Raw genomic sequence first — 16,532 nt, 5'->3', positions numbered from 1 at the left:
TTTCCTAGAAGGTCGCGCGAAGCGTGGCGCGAATCTGACGGGGCGTTCCGGGCGTGGCGTTTGTGGCCGCGGTGCGCGACCCGCCGAACAGGTAGAAATAGTCCTCGTCAAGAAGGTTGGTGACGGAAAGATCAATACCGACACCGTCAGCCGGCAATTGGATCCGCGCCGACGCATTCAGCAGGCTGAAGGCCCCGCCGCTGACACTGTTGTCGGCGGTCACGAAATAGTCGTCATACCACTCGAAGGACGCGGTCAGATCCAGCCAGTCTGTCGCCGCATGGTTCAGCTCGGCATAGATGATATTCTCGGCCACCCCTTGCGGCGTGGTCCCGGACAGATCGATCGGCCCGCCAAAGGAGCTTACGATAAACTCGTCCCATTCCGGGTCGAGATAGGTGTAATTGACCATCGCTGAGGTGCGGTCAGTGAAATTCCAGCGGAGCGACGCTTCCAGACCGCGGCTGGAATAGAGCTGCCCCGTGGTCGCCAGATTGGGCGGACCGTTGGGATCAGGATTGGAGACGAAGGCCCGGCGATCTTGCTGCTCCAGATAGAATATGGCGGTTTCCCAGACGAAACGATTGTCTGCGGTCGCGCCTTTCCAGCCCAGTTCGATACTGTCGATCGTGGTCGGACGTTCCTCACGCTGGTATTGAGACGGCTCCCACTGCCAGATGGGGCCGAAATTCGAATTGAAGCCGCGGCCATAACTGACATAGACGAGGCCCGGCCCGTAATCGTATGACAACGTCGCTTTCGGAGCGAAGGCCCCTGTATCGCCGGTCGCGACAAGATTGGACGGCGCGGCGCCGACGATGGAAAATGTCGACTCCCGCTCGAACCGGTCATATCGGCCGCCCAACGTCAGCGTCCAGTTGTCGTTGAGGGCGATTTCGTCCTGAACAAAGACCCCATAGAACTGGTTGGTGGTTTCCGCGGCAGATCGCACCTCGCTTGCAAAGCAGGGATGATTCGCATTGGTAACCTGCCCCGTCGAATAGTCGATCAGCACCGCATAGAATTTGAATCCGCAAGCGAAGGTAAATCCGTTCTGGCCGGTCCAGATATCCTGTTCGGTCTGGGTCGCGCGTTCGGCACTGACACCGGCCAGCAGGGTATGACGGCCCGACCGATAGGTAGCGGTCGCCTCACCAAAGAATACGCTGGCATCATTGGGCGATCGGAAGCCGTTAATCCCCATGATGTTGTTGGCGGGATCAAACTCGAAATAATCGTAGAAATTCAGGTCTGCCTCGCCGTCATAATTCCGGAATTGCAGACGGACATCAAATTCGAGGGCATCGCTGACCCGGTGGTTCATATGACCTGCCAGCATCCAGCCGGAGAGATTATTGGTCGGGTTGCCAAAGCCGAGAAAGGCCTCCGGCCCGCCCAGAACATCAATAACCGTACCGTCAGCCATGGTCGGGATTGTGCTGGGCACCTCGGCCTGACGGTCAAAGTAGTTCAGATAGCCGGTGAGCGTGGTTTGCGGTGACATCTCTGTCTCGCCGCGCAAAAAGACATTCAGCGTGTCTCGCGCACTATTCGCCCGCCAGCCTTCGAAGGATTCTGCGGAAACCGACGCGAGCAAACTGCCGCTTTCACCGATATTGGCGACGCTTCCGCTCACGCGGTAGAAACCGTCACTGCCAGCAGAGACAGAAATCCGCGTCTCGTCATCTTCCGGCACGCGGGTGATGTAATTGATCGCCCCGGCGATCGCGCCGCGGCCATAAAGCGCGGAAACCGGCCCACGCACCACTTCCACACGGTCAACGGCCGCATAGGGAATCTCGAACAACAGGACTTCCTCGTCCGGACCGACAAACGGTATGCCATCGACCATCGCCAGGAAGGTGTCATTGCCATGATTGCCGGTAACGCCACGGATCGAGATGAAGGGGAATTCTTCTCCATCGCCCTCGCCGCGGCGGAAAAACACGCCTGGAACGCCGCGGAATTCATCGGTTCCATAGGTGAAGCCCTGAGCGTTCAGCTCATCGAAATCCTGGACCGTTACAGCCACCGGTGTGTCCAGTAGCGACTGTTCCAGCCGCGTCCCGGTGACGACAATAATATCTCCACGATTGAGTTGGGCATCATCAACAGGATTTGCGGCGTCTTGCGCCATCGCGGCATTACTGGCCGATATCAGCGCCAATAGCGAAAGAGAATATTTCAACGGCTTCATGCCGACCCTCAATGTGTTATGTTATACTATAACATATTCAGGGAGTGAAGATGCGGAAGTTAATTGGCTGTAATGTTCTTCAAGCGTCTGCGAGGCCATAAATCCATGGCCGCAGCCGATCAAATGTCGTGCCGCCGCCCTTTCTATCTTCAAAGAAGCGCCAGCGCGAAAGCGGAGGCCTTCCCCCTTATCCCCACTTCTCCTGCCGCCCTTACACTCGCCGCCTGACGTCCGGGTGTGAGCGCGGGCGCGTCGCGTCGCTATTCCCGCATCGACCTGGAGACAGGGGCCAAAAACCGGAGACCAATCGGAGATTCATCGGAGACCGGTTGGAGACAGAACTGGAGACAGGGATTTGAGCGGATTCGCCAGACACATAAAGGAAATCACGGCGTCAGCGGCCCTTAAAACTGCAGGAGTCGTAGTAGGAGACGAAAAAAACGTATCCCCGTAAATTATCCACACCCTCTTTCATACCAGCCATGCACGAGACTGGCATCGCAATTGCGGCGGGCCTGTGATATGCGCCGGACCAGTCCCAGAAACGCCGGAACGCCGCCATGTTTGACCTCGCCCTTCTGACCGCCAGCTTCGTCACCTTCTTTGTCGTCATCGACCCGATCGGCGTTGCCCCGATTTTCGGTGCGCTGACCGAGGGCTCCACCGCGGCGCACCGGCGCGCCATGGCGATCAAGTCCGTCGCCATCGCCACCGCCGTTCTGGTCGGCTTTGCCTATGGCGGGGAATGGCTGCTGGGCGCTTTGCATATCAGCCTCGATGCTTTCCGCGCCGCCGGGGGCGTGCTCCTCTTCCTCATCGCGCTCGACATGATTTTCGAAAAGCGCACGGAACGCCGCGAGGAACGGGCCGACAAGATGGCCCATGAGGATGAGAGCATTCCCGGCACGAATGAAGACATTTCAGTCTTCCCCATGGCGATCCCCATGCTGGCCGGGCCGGGGGCGATTGCCTCCATCATGCTGTTCATGTCCGGCAATGGCGACACCGTGATGGGCCAGGCCGCCATCTTCGCCGGACTGGGCGCGAACCTCCTCGCCTGTCTGGTGATCTTCCTCGCTGTCGGCCCGCTGATGAAGCTGATGGGCGAGACCCTTGCCGCCATGATTACCCGCATTCTCGGCGTCATTCTGGCGGCACTGGCGGCGCAATTCATCTTCGACGGAATCTCCGGCGCGCTCCTGGGCGGCTAATGCCACGCCGGCGTCAAAATTCCGCCGCAAGCGTTTTTTAAAGACTCGGGTGTAGGGTAACAGCCGCATAGGAAAGGGTGTCGCCATGATAAGGCACGCAGTATTCCTGACAGTCCTGATGCTGGTTCTGACCGGCATGACCGCCAGCGCGGTTGCCTTTACCCGCGGAAATGTCGATGCCGGCATCGCCTTCCTCTGGCCTGCCCTTGCCATCGCGCTGGTGCTCGGCCTTGCCATGCCCGGCCGAAAAAATGCCTAGCGCTTGTTCCAGACCACACGGTAGAGATCAAACCGCCGGTCGCGCAGATTGCGCACCGTGCCGGAATGCCGCGCCGAGGTCAGATCATCCAGCCGGACATCCGCCACCACGATGGTCTCGACATTCTCCGCCGCCACTGCCGCCAGACCGTCGCGCGCAAACGGGAAATCGCACGGCGTGATAATGGCGCTCTCGGCATAGTTGACGTCCATATTCTCAACATCCGGCAGATTGCCGACATTGCCCGCCGTCACCACATAGACCTGGTTCTCGATCGCCCGCGCATGGGCGCAGTAGCGCACCCGCAAATGCCCGGTCCGGTCATCCGTTGCATAGGGCGCGAACAATATACCCGCCCCTTCATCGGCCAGCTTTCGCGCCAGTTCCGGGAATTCCGCATCATAACAGATCAGCACGCCGATCGGCCCGCAATCGGTCTGGATGGTCCGCACCTCGTCCCCGCCCTTGATCCCCCACCAGAATTTCTCGTTCGGCGTCGGGTGGATCTTCTCCTGCGCATGGACAGATCCATCCCGCAGGAAGACGTAAGCGACATTCTGGATGTCACCATCATCGGTTTTCGTGGGGTGCGACCCGCCGATGATATTGATGTTATAGCCCACGGCGAGCCCGCGCATGAATTCGATGAATCGCGGCGTATGCCGCGACAGGGCGTTGATGGATTCTTCCGGGCTCAGCTTGCGCTTTTCCATCGCCAGAAGCGCCACGGTGAACATTTCGGGAAAGACGCAGAAATCTGCCCGGTAATCCGAACAGACATCGACGAAGTATTCGACATTGCGCTCGAACGCCTCAAGGCTTTCCTCGGCCCGCGCCTGAAATTGAACCGCCGCCACGCGGACCGTGCGCGGTTCCGGCCGCACCGGCGCCTTCTCTTCTGCGGCATAGGACGGGTTGTGCCACGCCATCAGCAAGGCATAGCCAAGGGAATCCCGGTCCTCGTCATAATAACCCTTCATCAAGCGGACAGGCTCGAAGCCCTGACGCGTCTGGAAGGCATAAACGGGGTCGCGGGCTTTCTTGGATTTGACTGCTTCAATATAGGCTTCCGGTGTGCCGTATTCCTTGACCTTGCGGCGCAATGACGGAATTCGCGCGCCGTAGACGATGCCTTTCAGCCCCCAGTCCTCGACCAGACCGCGGCGGGCGTCATACAGGCGCTGGCCGAGGCGGATCCGGCGAACGTCCGGGTCGACGGCCACTTCAGCTCCGTAGAGCCAGTCCCCATCCGGATTATGCAGCGTGCCATAGCCATGACCGGTAATGCTGTCGAGCGTATGGTCATCAAACGCCAGTGCCTCGTCGACAATGAAGGTCGAGGCCCATCCGGCGAGCTTGCCGTCCAGCTCGATAACGAACTGACCTTCGGGAAAGCGTTCAAGGCGGCCCTTGATCATACCGGCCGTGTCCGGCTCCAGCTTGGGAAAGGCCCGCTTTTGCAGCGCAATGATCTGCTCGATATCCCCGGCCTCCGCATTGCGGATCAGCAGGCGGGCAGATTTGGTTTGTGCATTGTCAGCAGCGGGCATCAAATATCCTATTTGTAGAATTCGGGACGGCGGTCGCGGAAAAAGCCCCACGCCGCACGGTGGCGGTTGAGGAATTCCAGATCGAATTCCGCCGTAATGAAACCGGTTTCCGTCCGGTCCAGCTCGGTCACGACGCCGCCGGTATGATCGGCAATGAAGGACGTGCCATAGAAGACCTGTCCGTCTTCATTCCCGACGCGGTTGGACGCCACGACCGGCATGACATTGGAGACGGCATGGCCTTGCATCGCCCGGCGCCAGCGCGCTGCCGTATCCAGGCTGTCATCATGCGGCTCGGAGCCGATGGCGGTCGGATACATAAGGATATCCGCCCCCATGAGCGCCATGGCGCGGGCGCTTTCCGGGAACCATTGATCCCAGCAGATCCCGACACCGATTTTTCCGTGCCGCGTATGCCAGACCTTGAAGCCGGTATCACCCGGCCGGAAATAGTATTTCTCCATATATCCCGGGCCATCGGGAATATGGCTTTTGCGGTAGACGCCCAGCGCCGCGCCATCCGCATCGATCATGACCAGCGAATTGTAATAGCACGGCCCGTCTTTCTCGAAGATCGAGACCGGTATCACCACGCCCAGCTCCTTTGCCAGAGGCTGCAAAGCGGTCACGCACGGATGCTCCAGCGCCGGGTAGGCCGTCGCAAACCAGTGCTCTTCCTGCGTCTTGCAGAAATACGGACCCTGGAACAATTCGGGCGGCAGAATGACGTTCGCGCCCGCAGCCGCTGCCTGACGGACAAGGCCCGCCACGGTCTCGATATTCGCGTTGATATCATCACCGAAGGGCGCTTGTAGCGCCGCGACGGAAAGCTTTTGATCCGGCATGAAAATGTCCGTTCTATTCGTCGAGCTGGTCTATCCAGTCGCCCGGGCCATCGCCCGTCCGCAAATCCATCAGCGTCGGAAACAGCCACCACGGGGCATCACCGTCCGCATTCCACAGACCCACATAAGCAAAACCGGTCGCGGGTTCCAGATAGATTTGTGCACCATAACCTGAAAGGTATCCGGAGTGGGTCAATAATTGACGGCCATTCCAGTCATAGGTGCGCCAGCCGAGGCCATATCCGGTGGAGTCAATTCGATCGGCAAGCCGGTACAAGCGCCGGGTTTGCTCGGGCGTATCGCCCTGACTGGTCTGAACCCGGGCCAGAACTTCCGGCGGGATGCGCTGGCTCGCTCCCAGATGCGCCCGGGCATAGGCAATCATGTCGCGAAGCGACACATTCACACCGGCCGCCGATACGGTCGTGTCATAGGCCGATTGTGGATCACCCGCGACGGGCAGACCGCCCACCCGCTCGCGGCGGCGATGCGGACGCGCCCAACTTTCAGCGGTAATCAGGTCATCCACACCAATCGTCGCGTCTTCCATGCCAATCCGCTCGAACAGCCAGGCCCGCATGGCCATTTCAAACGGAAGTCCGGCGGCTTGCGCACCCAGCGTTTCGAGGCTGGTATAGGTGACATTCTGATAGCTGTAGCATTGACCGGGCCGGCAGACGGTTCTCTGCGCCCGGAAGCGGTTGCGCAGATCATAAAGCGCGACCCCGGCCTCCATCTGCCGATCCAGCGCATGCGGCGTTAGCCCGGTGCGTTGCGCCAGCACCTGTTCCACCGTTGCCGCGCGGCCATTGGGCAGGGGCAGTAATTCGCGCGGCACATCGTCAACCAGATTCAAACGCCCCTCATATTCCAGCAGCGCCATCAGCGTTCCGGTCATACCCTTGGAGACGGAAGCGGCCCGGAAGAGCGTCCGGTCGGTGATCGGCCGTCCCGACCCCACCGCCTCTTCACCGGACGTATAGACGAAGACCGGCTCGCCATGCTCGAGAACGGCAATCGCCAGCCCCGCCATATAATCGCGCCCGGCGACATCTTCGACACGCTCGCGAAAGGGGGTGAGATAATCCAGCTCGTTTGGCGGCCGCGGCGTGTGCGGCATGAAAACCGGCTCAAGCGCATAAAAAATGGCGGGAGAAACCTGAACGATAAAGGCCGGGCTGGACGCAGCGGCAGAGCCGGTCCAGGCGGTCAATAACACAAATATCAAACCCAGGGCGCGCATGCCCTTTTCCCCCACGTCTACAGCCGGGAGATAGCTCTCAGATCATGCGCGGCAAATTGCAGGTTACGCAATGAAAGGCGCCGCCGCCTGAAAGGATCGCCCGTGCCGGACTCGTTAACACTTTCTTATCTGGCAGAGCATCTTGCAAGGCCTGCGCCGCCGATTTTCCTGCAGAGTCGTCATAGACTGGCATAATGAGACGGTCGAAGGCCGACACCCAGTTCATGTGCGAGGCGGGCATGGGCTTGCCGTCTTCATCCTCGACTTTACCGGGCGATGGTATTTCGATCACCTTGAACCGTGTCCCGTCCGGCGTTTTCATGCGCCGGAGTTGCGCGGAAATTTCCTGCAGGACGTCGGCCTGCGGATCATCGGCGCCATTGGGCGACTGGCAGACCACGACGCCGGGCGCAACAAAGCGGGCGATATTATCGATATGGCCGTCCGTATGATCGAAATGCAGACCGCGATCGATCCAGTAAACCGTATCCACGCCCAGTGTTTCCCGAAACAGGTCCTCGACATCGGCTTCCGTCCGGTTGGGATTACGGAACTGGCTCATCACGCATTGCCGCGTGGTCAGAACGCCGCCCACTCCATCAAATTCCAGCGCCCCGCCCTCACAGGTCAGATCCACCTTTTTCAAAGGCACGCCGGCGAGGTTTGCGATCACACCGCCCACTTCATCATCGCCGGGCAATTCATACTTCCCGCCCCAGCCATTGAAGCGGAACTGGACCGCCTCCATGCGCCCCTTCCGCAGACGGAATACCGGTCCGGTATCGCGCGCCCAGACATCTCCATAGTCCGCACGAACAATCGTTGCGCGATCGCCTAATGCCGCCTTGGCTGACGCCTCGGCCTGATCGGTTGCCGCCAGAATGGTGATTGCCTGCGCGGTCTTGCCCTCACCGGCCAGCAGGCTGACGAATTGGGCAAACTCGTCCTGAGCCGGCTCGAGATCAGCTTCCCAGAGGTCGGGATCGGCGGGCCAGCAGGTAAAAATACGGTCCTGGGACGCAAATTCGTGGGGGATGGAAAATTCGTTTTTCATGATGCTCCGCTAGCATGAAGACAGCGTCCCTTCCAGCGGCATCAACGCAAAAGAAAAGGGGCGGCCCTGAGGCCGCCCCGATCCTGTGTCCGGTTGATTCGGTTACGAGGAATTAGAACTCGTAACGCAGACCGACGCGGATGTTGTAGACCGAACGGCCCGTGCTCAACGAGGAACCGTTCTCACGGAAATCGTTGTAGCGATTGTAGCGATAGACACAGTCGCTGGCCACGACACACACCGTGCGCGGTTGATCGCCGGTCAGAGCCGTCGCGCCGTCGACGCCATTCGCGGCAACATCAGCGGCGGAGACGAGATCAGCACGCACGAGAGCTTGGGCGTCGAACCCGGGTCCGTTGTACTGAGTGCCCCATTCGTCATTGAGCATGTTCAGGAAGTTCTCGATGTCGACCACCAGGTTGAAGCGGTTGTCACCGACAAACTCTTCAACGAAGGGCAGGCTGCCCAGTTCCTGCTGGATCCGGAGATCCCAGGTCTGGTTCCAGGACGAGAAGCTGCCATTGACCGGAGCGATCTGGCCACGCGTCAGACCTTCGCGATCAATGAAGGCATTGAACGCAGCCTGGTCGGCAGCGTCGAAGCTCGAGGCATACACAACACGCGCATCATTCATGGTCGGAATGTAGAGCGGGTCGTTGTCATAAGGAGCTTCACCATCACCGGCACGGCCGAACAAATGGTTATCCCGACCGAAGTCGTAATCGAACGTGTAGGTAAACGGATCGCCCGACTGGATCTCACCGAAGAGGTCAAACCGTGTCGTCAGATCACCGAAGAACTCACGCTCATACCAGAAGCTCAGAGCGAAACGATCTTCGACCTGATATGGCGACGTGCGAGCCGACGGATTGTTACGGTCGGTCGCGATCAGGCTACGCCAGTTCGAGATGCCGCGGGAAGACGAACCCTCGGAACCGATCTGGACGTCCTGATAGGCATAGGACCACTGGAAGCCGAGGCCGTTTTCGAACTCTTTGGCCAGGGTCACGGTGAAGATGTGGTTTTCACCTTCGTCGTGGTTGGTCAGTTGAGTGAAGTTACGGATGCCCAGCGATTGCAGGTTGGCATAGATCGGACGGCCGTCAGGCGACACGCCGGTCGGCTGGGTCGCCGCCAGTTGCGTCTGGGCCAGGTTTTCCCACATGAAGCCCTGATTGGTCCGGTTATACAGATACTGGAAGGTGAAGCGATAGTCGGTGCCGAGATTGAAGAATTCCGGCAGGCCGAACATGTCGCCCAGTTCCGCATCGAATTCCTGATCGAGGCGAACAGAGGCGCGCCAGTCGGACGGGATCTCGAAGTTCGGATCAATCGCATCAATGACGCTTGGCGTGCCATTAGCAACGCTGGTGAGCAGGTTTTGCGGAATATCAAAGCTGCCCGAAACGTTCACGTTGTTGGCGGAAGCAAAACCGGTCGATTGCTGGAAGGCGTTCGAAATCCACACCAGCGGGTTACCACCGGAATAGAGGCCGAAACCACCGGAAACCGTGGTGCGGTCAAGCGGCGTCCAGCGTGCGCTGAAGCGTGGCATGAACAGGTCGAGGCCATCGAGGTTTTCCTGTGAGGACTGACCGTAATTGGTCTGTGCTGCAGGATCGTTCGGCGGCAGGTCGTCCTGACCAAAGAATTCCCAGCGGAAACCACCAGAGATTTCCAGTTCCGGCAGGACCTGAACCGTGTCCTGAGCGAAAACGGTATAGCGCGATACCGACCACTGGGAGGCACCGGACGATTTGTCATTCGACGGAACATTCTGATATTCGATCCGGGCATTGCCATTAATGATGTCGTTGACGTCATTAAAGATGAAGCGTCCGTTGGCCGACGAAATGAACAGGTTACGCAGTTCAAAGTCTTCATACTCACCACCAAAGGTGAAGACATGGTCGCCCCAGATATAGTCACCCGAGCCGAAAACCGTCAGGCGCGTATCGTCATACTCGTTGGCGTGACGGAAACGGTCGCAACCGCCGACAATCGTATTTGAGCTGGTCAGAAGACCATCAAGGGCCGTTCCGGCAACATCGGTATCGTCAAGGCGGAATTCGAAGTGCGGCTGGTTTGAGCCGGCGCGGCAGTTCTGACCGCGCAGGAATTCCGTGTAGTTGATGCGGAAGGTTGTCGAGAAGTTCTGGTTCCAGTCGGAGAAAAGCTGACCGGTATAGGCCGTCACTTCTGTCGGCGTGTCATACCAGGACGAAACAAAGCCGGTTGAGCTCGTGCTCGTGCCGGTTTCTTTCGTGCTCTGATAGGTGAACGCCGCGCGGTGGTCTTCGTTGATGTTCCAGTCAATCCGGCCAAGGAAACGCTCGGAGGTAACCGGTGTGGCTGTCGTCAAGGGCCGGCCGCCCAGATCAACACCATAGGTGTTCTGGAACAACGTGTTCAGGGCCGCAAAGAAGCCCGGATTGATGCCGTTTTGCGCATCACTGCTGGAGAAGTTCTGGCCCGAACCGGATTCGAACTCGTCATACGACACGAAGAAGAAGAGCTGGTCTTCAATGATCGGACCACCCAGCGTGATACCATATTCTTCTTCAGTGAAGGCCGGTTGCGGGATCAGCACGCCGTCCGAAACATTACCGCGGAAATCTTCGTCAGCGCGGTAGTAGAAGAGCGAGCCATCGAACTCGTTCGAACCGGAGCGAGTCACGACGTTCACCAGACCGCCCGTGAAGTTACCGGCCGTCACCGAGTAATCGGAAGCAACGATCGACGCCGATGCAATGGCATCGAGGTTGATCGGAGAGCGGCTTGTGGCGTAGGTGTTCGAGCCGAGACCGAAGTTGTCTTGCTGCAGAGCACCATCAATGGCCAGAGCGTTGAAACGCGGGTTGATACCGGCGACCGAGAGATTGCCTTCGCCTTGCGACGTTGCGAGCGGGTCACGAAGCAGCGTGCCAATAACGTCACGATTGGCAGAGGGCTGGTTGGCAATGTCGCGGGCAGAGAATGTCGAACCGACACCATTGTTGATGTCGAGCGATTCAATGCGTTGACCAAGAACCACAATCGTATCTGCCTGACCGCCTTGCAGCGAAACACGAAGCGGCGTGTTCGAGCCCGGCACCAGGTTCAGATCCTCGATGATATCAGCCTGATACCCTTCAGCCTGAACAGCGATACGGTATGGTCCGCCGACCCGCAGACCGGACTGGAAGAAGTTGCCATTCCCTGACGTTACGGTCGTGGAGACCGTGCCCGAAGGAATATGGATAATCGTAACGGTCGCACCGTTAATGGCGGAGCCATCTTCGGCTACCACAGAACCGCGAACTTGCGATGACGTATTCTGGGCATAAACAGCGGCAGGCGCTGCAAGTGCGAACAGAGCAGCAGCCGCTGCGCTGTAGGAGAGTTTTCTTGAGAATGACATGGTTCTTCCAATCCCCACGAGTCGACGGAATGGGGACTGTCGCGGTCCCCGGTGAAACACGGGGCGGGCATTACGCCTCTGACGAAAAGGATCAATGACTAATTTGTGACGCTTATGTGACGAAACTCACGGTCAGATTGCTGCGGCGCACAATCGACATTTTGAGTCCCGGTAAACAAATTGTGAAATCACCTGAAAACATAACGAAAATTCTCCACGACGATGGCGGTCAGGATTTCCACAATGTCAGCCATCAGCGGCCAGACGCGGATGACGGGGCACGAACATTTCCCTAAAAGTGCGGCTTGTATGTTACACCTCACTCAGGCAGGAAGCCCTCATGTCCCAGCGTCAGAACCTGACCGATTCTCTCTCGCCTCTGCAATGGGGTTTGGCGGTCATTATCGGAGTGACGCTGGCCCGCCTGATTGTGCTCGCCAACACCCAGTTGCAACTCTATCCGGACGAGTCGCAATACTGGGTCTGGTCACAGACCTTTGACTGGGGATATTTTTCCAAACCGCCCCTCATCGCCTGGATGATTGCGGCCTCCACGACCCTGCTCGGCGATACCGATTTCGCCGTGCGTCTGCCCTCCCTTCTTTTTCATGCCATGGGGGCCGGCTTCCTGCTATTCAGCGCCCATCATCTGAAACAGGGCTGGGCCGGTCTGCTCGCCGCGCTCATCTATCTGTCCATGCCGGGCATCGGCTTGTCGGCGGGCGTCATCTCGACCGACGCCCTCTTGCTGCCGCTCTGGGCCGGCGCGCTCTACCTGTTGCTGCGCCTCCGAGACGGTTCGGGCGGCTGGACCGCGGCCGCAGGGCTCGGCGGGCTGACCGGGCTCGCCTTTTTGGCCAAGTATGCGGCCATCTATTTCCTTGTCGGGACGGGCCTGGCGATCATTCTGGATCCGCCCACGCGCCGCGCCCTCCTGTCGCCGCAGGGCGTGCTGGCAGCGGTCATCCTGGCGGCGATCTGGGCGCCGAACATCCTGTGGAATGCCTCCCATGATTTCGCGACCGTTCAGCACACGGCCGCCAATGCCAACTGGCAGGGGCAATTATTCAACCCGGAGGAATTGCTCGATTTTCTGGCCGGCCAGTTCGGCGTCTTCGGACTCCTGCTATTCCCGGTATTGATCGTGGCCATAATTCAGGCCTGGCGGCACTGGCGAGACCCGGACCGGCAGATCGACCGCTTCCTGACACTGTTCATCGCCCCGGCCCTGATGGTTGTTCTCGTCCAGTCTTTCATCAGCCGCGCCCACGCCAACTGGGCCGCGTCGGCCTATGTTGCGGGAACGCTTCTGGTCCTGTTCTTCCTGACGCGGGGCGAAAAATGGCGGCGCCACATCCTGACCGCGTCCATTGCGATCGGTTTTGCAGCCTCCGTGGTGATGGCGGTCCTGGCCGTCAATCCGTCACTTGTCGGCGGCATGAATGCGTTTCGCGGTTTGCGCCATTTGCAATCCTGGCCGGAAACGGCCGAAGCCCTGCATGCAGCCGAAACACGGGCCGAATTTTCGGCTCTGGTCTTTGATGACCGGAATATCTTTCACCAGATGCAACGCTATGGCGGCCAGCTGGAAACGCCCTTGCGCATGTGGCAGCGCTACAATGCGCCGCATAATCACGCGGAAAATGTCTGGGCGCTGGAAGACGGCGCTGAAGGACCGGTTCTGATCATATCCGAGAGGGAATGGGATCGCGACCGGTTGCTGGCCGATTTCGAGCGCGTGGAACAGCTGGATGACATCAGCATTCCGACGGGTGGGCATCGCGAACGCCGTTTGATCCTCTATGCAGGATATGACTATCAGCGCATTCCGCGAACCGCAGAATATGAAGCCGCTCCGGCAGAAACAGATGCTGCGCCTCAGGCGTCCAACTGACAGGAAACGCTTGGCCGATGTGCTATCAACGGTTTAACTAGTCCGACTGTGTCTTGAAGGGTTGCGTGTATGTCTGGGATTCGATTTGTCCGTGGAATGGGCTTGATCGCTCTGCTGGCCATTCTGACGGCTTGCGCCACGACCGCCACGCGACCCGCCATTGATGTCGGCGGCGGGCCACTGACCCGCCTGCCTGATACCAACCCGGCCACCAATCAGGGCACGCGCCGTACCGAATCCAGCGAAACGATTCAGGACGCCCGCAATTCGGATACCGTTGGCGAAACCGTTCGCTATGGCGATGGCGTTCAAATCCGGCCCAGCCGGGTCAGTTCAAATTCGCTCCCCAGCGGGGCCTACACCGTCAATTTCGTGGATGCGCGCGTCGATGAAGCCGCACAGACGATTTTCGGCGATCTGCTGGATGAATCCTACAATATCGACCCACGGGTTCAGGGCCGCGTCACCGTCAACACGCCGCGCCCGGTCTCCCGCGAGGGCCTGCTCTCGCTGTTTGAGGCCAGCCTCTCGATCAACAATGCGGCCCTCGTTTATGCCGATGGCGCTTACCGGGTCATGCCCGCAGGCGAAGCTCAGACCTCCGGTCTGGCCCGCTTTGCCACGACCAGCCAGCCCGGCTGGGGGGTCACGGCCATTCCGCTCCGCTTTGTGTCCGCGAATGAAATCCGCACCCTGATGGAGTCGGTCGTCACACGGCCCGGCGCCTTGCGCGCCGATCCCGCGCGCAACCTGCTGCTGATCCTCGGCTCCGCCCCGGAACGCAGGAACATGGCGGCTGCCGCAGAGGCCTTCGATGTTGACTGGATGGCCGGCATGTCGGTTGCCATGGTGCCACTGGTCAATGCCAGCGCCGACGACGTGATCCAGGAAATCCGGACGATCTATTCGTCCGGCACGGAAGGCAGCTCCGGGGCCTTGCGGCTGCAAAGCATCGAACGCCTCAATGCGGTTCTGGTGATCGCCCCCAGCCGGGAATTGCTGGATCAGGCGCGCGAATGGATCGCAACGCTGGATGTGGGCGGTGCGGACGGCTCAACCTTGCGCGTCTATTTCCTTGAAAACGGCGAAGCCGAAGAAACCGCCGCCCTGCTCAACGAATTGCTGGGGGACGGCGCGCTGAACGGCGTCGCGCCGGATCTGGAATCCGGCACCGCCTCGTCTTCGGGCTCCGGATCATCCGGCAGCCGGGCCAGCGGCGAGATTCGTGTCATTGCCGACACCATCAACAATGCCATCCTCGTCCTCGCCGATCAGCCGGGACAGGCCCTTGTCGGCCGCGCACTGGAATCGATCGACCGGACGCCGGTCCAGGTCGTCATCGAAGCCGTGATCGCCGAAGTGACGCTGAACGATACGCTTCGCTATGGCGTCCAGTTTTTCTTTGAAGGCGACGGCATTGCCAATGTCGCCGATAGTGGCCGCGGCGGATTTGGTGTCGATGCCTTTGATGCCAACGGCAATTTCCCCGGCTTCAACATGCTGCTGGAATCCGGTGACAATGCCCGGGTCGCACTCGACGCCCTGTCCCGCGTAACCGACCTGACCGTGGTCTCATCCCCGACGGTTCTGGTCCGCGACAATCACACCGCCAACTTCCAGGTCGGTGATGAAGTGCCGATTGTCACCCGCCAGTCCAACTCGGTGATCAACCCGGACTCTCCGGTCGTGAACAATGTCGAATTCCGTGATACCGGCGTTCTGCTCACCGTGACGCCGCGCGTGTCGTCCACCGGCATGGTCACCATGGAAATCGAGCAGGAAGTCTCGAACGTCGCCAGTGGATCGGCCAGCACGCTGACACCGACCATTTCCACGCGATCGCTTTCGACAACCGTCTCCATCCGCTCCGGACAGACCGTGATTCTGGGCGGGTTGATCGACGAAAGCCGTGATAGCGGCCGCGATCGTATTCCCGGCGTCGCCAGCATCCCCTTTATTGGCGACCTGCTCAGCCAGACCAATATCACGACGACGCGCACCGAATTGCTGATTTTCCTGACGCCGCGCGTCATCGACTCCGATGAGGACGCCGCCGCCATCACCAATGAGATCCGCCAGCGCATGGAACTCCTTCGCCCGGAAACGAATTGATCAGCCTCTATCTCGACGTCTTCCTTCTGGCGGCCAGCCCCTTTATCGGAAGCTTTGTGACCGCTTCGGCGCGCAGCTGGCCCGATTGGGGCAAAATCGTCACCGGCCGGTCGGCCTGCGATGCCTGCGGACGGACATTGTCACCGGCCGAGCTGATCCCCGTCCTCAGCTTTCTGATCCAGCGCGGGAAATGCCGGTCCTGCGGCGCAACGGTCTCCTGGACGCATCCGGTCGGCGAAGCCCTGGCCCTCCTGATCGCCATTCTGGCGGTTCTGGCATTTGATGGCTGGATGAGCCCTGTGGCCATGATGTTCGGCTGGGTCCTGCTCTTCGCCGCACTGGTCGATCTGCGCACCTTTCTCTTGCCGGATGTGGCCACGCTGGGTCTGATCCCGGCCGGGTTGGTGGTGGCGTTTCTGAACGGAGGCCTCAATACCGTCGGGCTCAATGCCCTGGCGGCCCTCATCGGATTTGCCAGCCTGGCCCTGATCAGCGAAACCTATAAGCGCCTGCGCGGCCGCGAGGGGCTGGGTCTCGGCGATGCCAAGCTGCTGGCGGCGGGCGGGGCCTTTGCCGGGCCATTTGCCCTGCCCTGGATCGTGATGACAGGCGCTGGCGCAACGCTCCTGATTGTACTGATCGGGCACGTTCTGGGCCGCAAGGCGTCTGCCGATACCGCCGTGCCGCTGGGCCCGGGTCTCGCAGCGGGCTGTTATCTGGCCTATTCTTTGCCTCCGCTGATCCTGCCTCAAATCTAGAAAGACGAT

The 16,532-nt window shown here is 59.7% G+C and carries 11 protein-coding genes; 5 read left to right on the top strand and 6 right to left on the bottom strand.

Annotated elements, in window-relative coordinates; genetic code table 11:
* Window positions 1–4: 4 nt before the first annotated feature.
* Entirely contained in the window at window positions 5–2,197 is a 2,193-nt protein-coding gene (locus tag P0D52_RS02075; RefSeq protein ID WP_394693789.1) for a TonB-dependent receptor, read from the bottom strand.
* Window positions 2,198–2,757: 560 nt separating this feature from the next.
* Here P0D52_RS02075 and P0D52_RS02070 point away from each other — a divergent pair.
* Window positions 2,758–3,408 carry a MarC family protein gene (locus P0D52_RS02070; protein WP_394693788.1) on the top strand — a complete coding sequence of 217 codons (651 nt, stop codon included), beginning with the start codon at window positions 2,758–2,760 and terminating at the stop codon, window positions 3,406–3,408.
* Window positions 3,409–3,493: 85 nt separating this feature from the next.
* Entirely contained in the window at window positions 3,494–3,667 is a 174-nt protein-coding gene (locus P0D52_RS02065; RefSeq protein WP_394693787.1) for a hypothetical protein, read from the top strand.
* On the opposite strand, the gene P0D52_RS02060 is transcribed toward P0D52_RS02065, so the two are convergent.
* The 5 genes from P0D52_RS02060 to P0D52_RS02040 all read right to left on the bottom strand — a co-directional run bounded on the left by P0D52_RS02060 (window position 3,664) and on the right by P0D52_RS02040 (window position 11,759).
* On the bottom strand, window positions 3,664–5,217 hold the full coding sequence (locus tag P0D52_RS02060) for a GNAT family N-acetyltransferase (protein WP_394693786.1): 1,554 nt from the start codon (window positions 5,215–5,217) through the stop codon (window positions 3,664–3,666). The two genes, P0D52_RS02065 and P0D52_RS02060, sit on opposite strands and share 4 nt — an antisense overlap.
* 8 nt (window positions 5,218–5,225) lie before the next feature.
* Window positions 5,226–6,062, bottom strand: a complete 837-nt coding sequence (aguB, locus tag P0D52_RS02055) for an N-carbamoylputrescine amidase (protein WP_394693785.1) — start codon at window positions 6,060–6,062, stop codon at window positions 5,226–5,228.
* Between the two features lie 13 nt (window positions 6,063–6,075).
* Window positions 6,076–7,305 (bottom strand): serine hydrolase domain-containing protein, encoded by a 1,230-nt coding sequence (locus P0D52_RS02050; RefSeq protein WP_394693784.1) that lies wholly within the window; start codon window positions 7,303–7,305, stop codon window positions 6,076–6,078.
* A 37-nt stretch (window positions 7,306–7,342) separates the two neighbouring features.
* Window positions 7,343–8,359, bottom strand: coding sequence for an agmatine/peptidylarginine deiminase (locus P0D52_RS02045; RefSeq protein ID WP_394693783.1), 1,017 nt, complete (start codon window positions 8,357–8,359; stop codon window positions 7,343–7,345).
* 112 nt (window positions 8,360–8,471) lie between these two features.
* The gene (locus P0D52_RS02040) at window positions 8,472–11,759 is read right to left on the bottom strand and encodes a carboxypeptidase regulatory-like domain-containing protein (protein ID WP_394693782.1); all 3,288 of its coding nucleotides are present in this window, start codon (window positions 11,757–11,759) and stop codon (window positions 8,472–8,474) included.
* A 340-nt stretch (window positions 11,760–12,099) separates the two neighbouring features.
* On the opposite strand from P0D52_RS02040, the gene P0D52_RS02035 reads away from it, so the two are divergent.
* The 3 genes from P0D52_RS02035 to P0D52_RS02025 all read left to right on the top strand — a co-directional run bounded on the left by P0D52_RS02035 (window position 12,100) and on the right by P0D52_RS02025 (window position 16,523).
* Entirely contained in the window at window positions 12,100–13,653 is a 1,554-nt protein-coding gene (locus P0D52_RS02035; protein WP_394693781.1) for an ArnT family glycosyltransferase, read from the top strand.
* A 69-nt stretch (window positions 13,654–13,722) separates the two neighbouring features.
* The gene (gspD, locus tag P0D52_RS02030; RefSeq protein ID WP_394693780.1) at window positions 13,723–15,765 is read left to right on the top strand and encodes a type II secretion system secretin GspD; all 2,043 of its coding nucleotides are present in this window, start codon (window positions 13,723–13,725) and stop codon (window positions 15,763–15,765) included.
* Entirely contained in the window at window positions 15,762–16,523 is a 762-nt protein-coding gene (locus P0D52_RS02025) for a prepilin peptidase (protein WP_394693779.1), read from the top strand. The genes gspD and P0D52_RS02025 overlap by 4 nt, the downstream gene beginning before the upstream one ends.
* Window positions 16,524–16,532: the final 9 nt, after the last annotated feature.

Source organism: Hyphobacterium sp., assembly GCF_043584775.1.
Classification (GTDB): domain Bacteria; phylum Pseudomonadota; class Alphaproteobacteria; order Caulobacterales; family Maricaulaceae; genus Hyphobacterium.
This window is presented reverse-complemented; position numbering and strand designations above follow the sequence as displayed.

Excerpts from the sequence above, each read along its gene's own strand:
- P0D52_RS02075 (WP_394693789.1), bottom strand. The coding sequence starts at position 2,197 with ATGAAGCCGTTGAAATATTCTCTTTCGCTATTGGCGCTGATATCGGCC.
- P0D52_RS02060 (WP_394693786.1), bottom strand. The coding sequence starts at position 5,217 with ATGCCCGCTGCTGACAATGCACAAACCAAATCTGCCCGCCTGCTGATC.
- gspD (WP_394693780.1), top strand. The coding sequence starts at position 13,723 with ATGTCTGGGATTCGATTTGTCCGTGGAATGGGCTTGATCGCTCTGCTG.
- P0D52_RS02070 (WP_394693788.1), top strand. The coding sequence starts at position 2,758 with ATGTTTGACCTCGCCCTTCTGACCGCCAGCTTCGTCACCTTCTTTGTC.
- aguB (WP_394693785.1), bottom strand. The coding sequence starts at position 6,062 with ATGCCGGATCAAAAGCTTTCCGTCGCGGCGCTACAAGCGCCCTTCGGT.
- P0D52_RS02050 (WP_394693784.1), bottom strand. The coding sequence starts at position 7,305 with ATGCGCGCCCTGGGTTTGATATTTGTGTTATTGACCGCCTGGACCGGC.
- P0D52_RS02045 (WP_394693783.1), bottom strand. The coding sequence starts at position 8,359 with ATGAAAAACGAATTTTCCATCCCCCACGAATTTGCGTCCCAGGACCGT.
- P0D52_RS02065 (WP_394693787.1), top strand. The coding sequence starts at position 3,494 with ATGATAAGGCACGCAGTATTCCTGACAGTCCTGATGCTGGTTCTGACC.
- P0D52_RS02035 (WP_394693781.1), top strand. The coding sequence starts at position 12,100 with ATGTCCCAGCGTCAGAACCTGACCGATTCTCTCTCGCCTCTGCAATGG.
- P0D52_RS02040 (WP_394693782.1), bottom strand. The coding sequence starts at position 11,759 with ATGTCATTCTCAAGAAAACTCTCCTACAGCGCAGCGGCTGCTGCTCTG.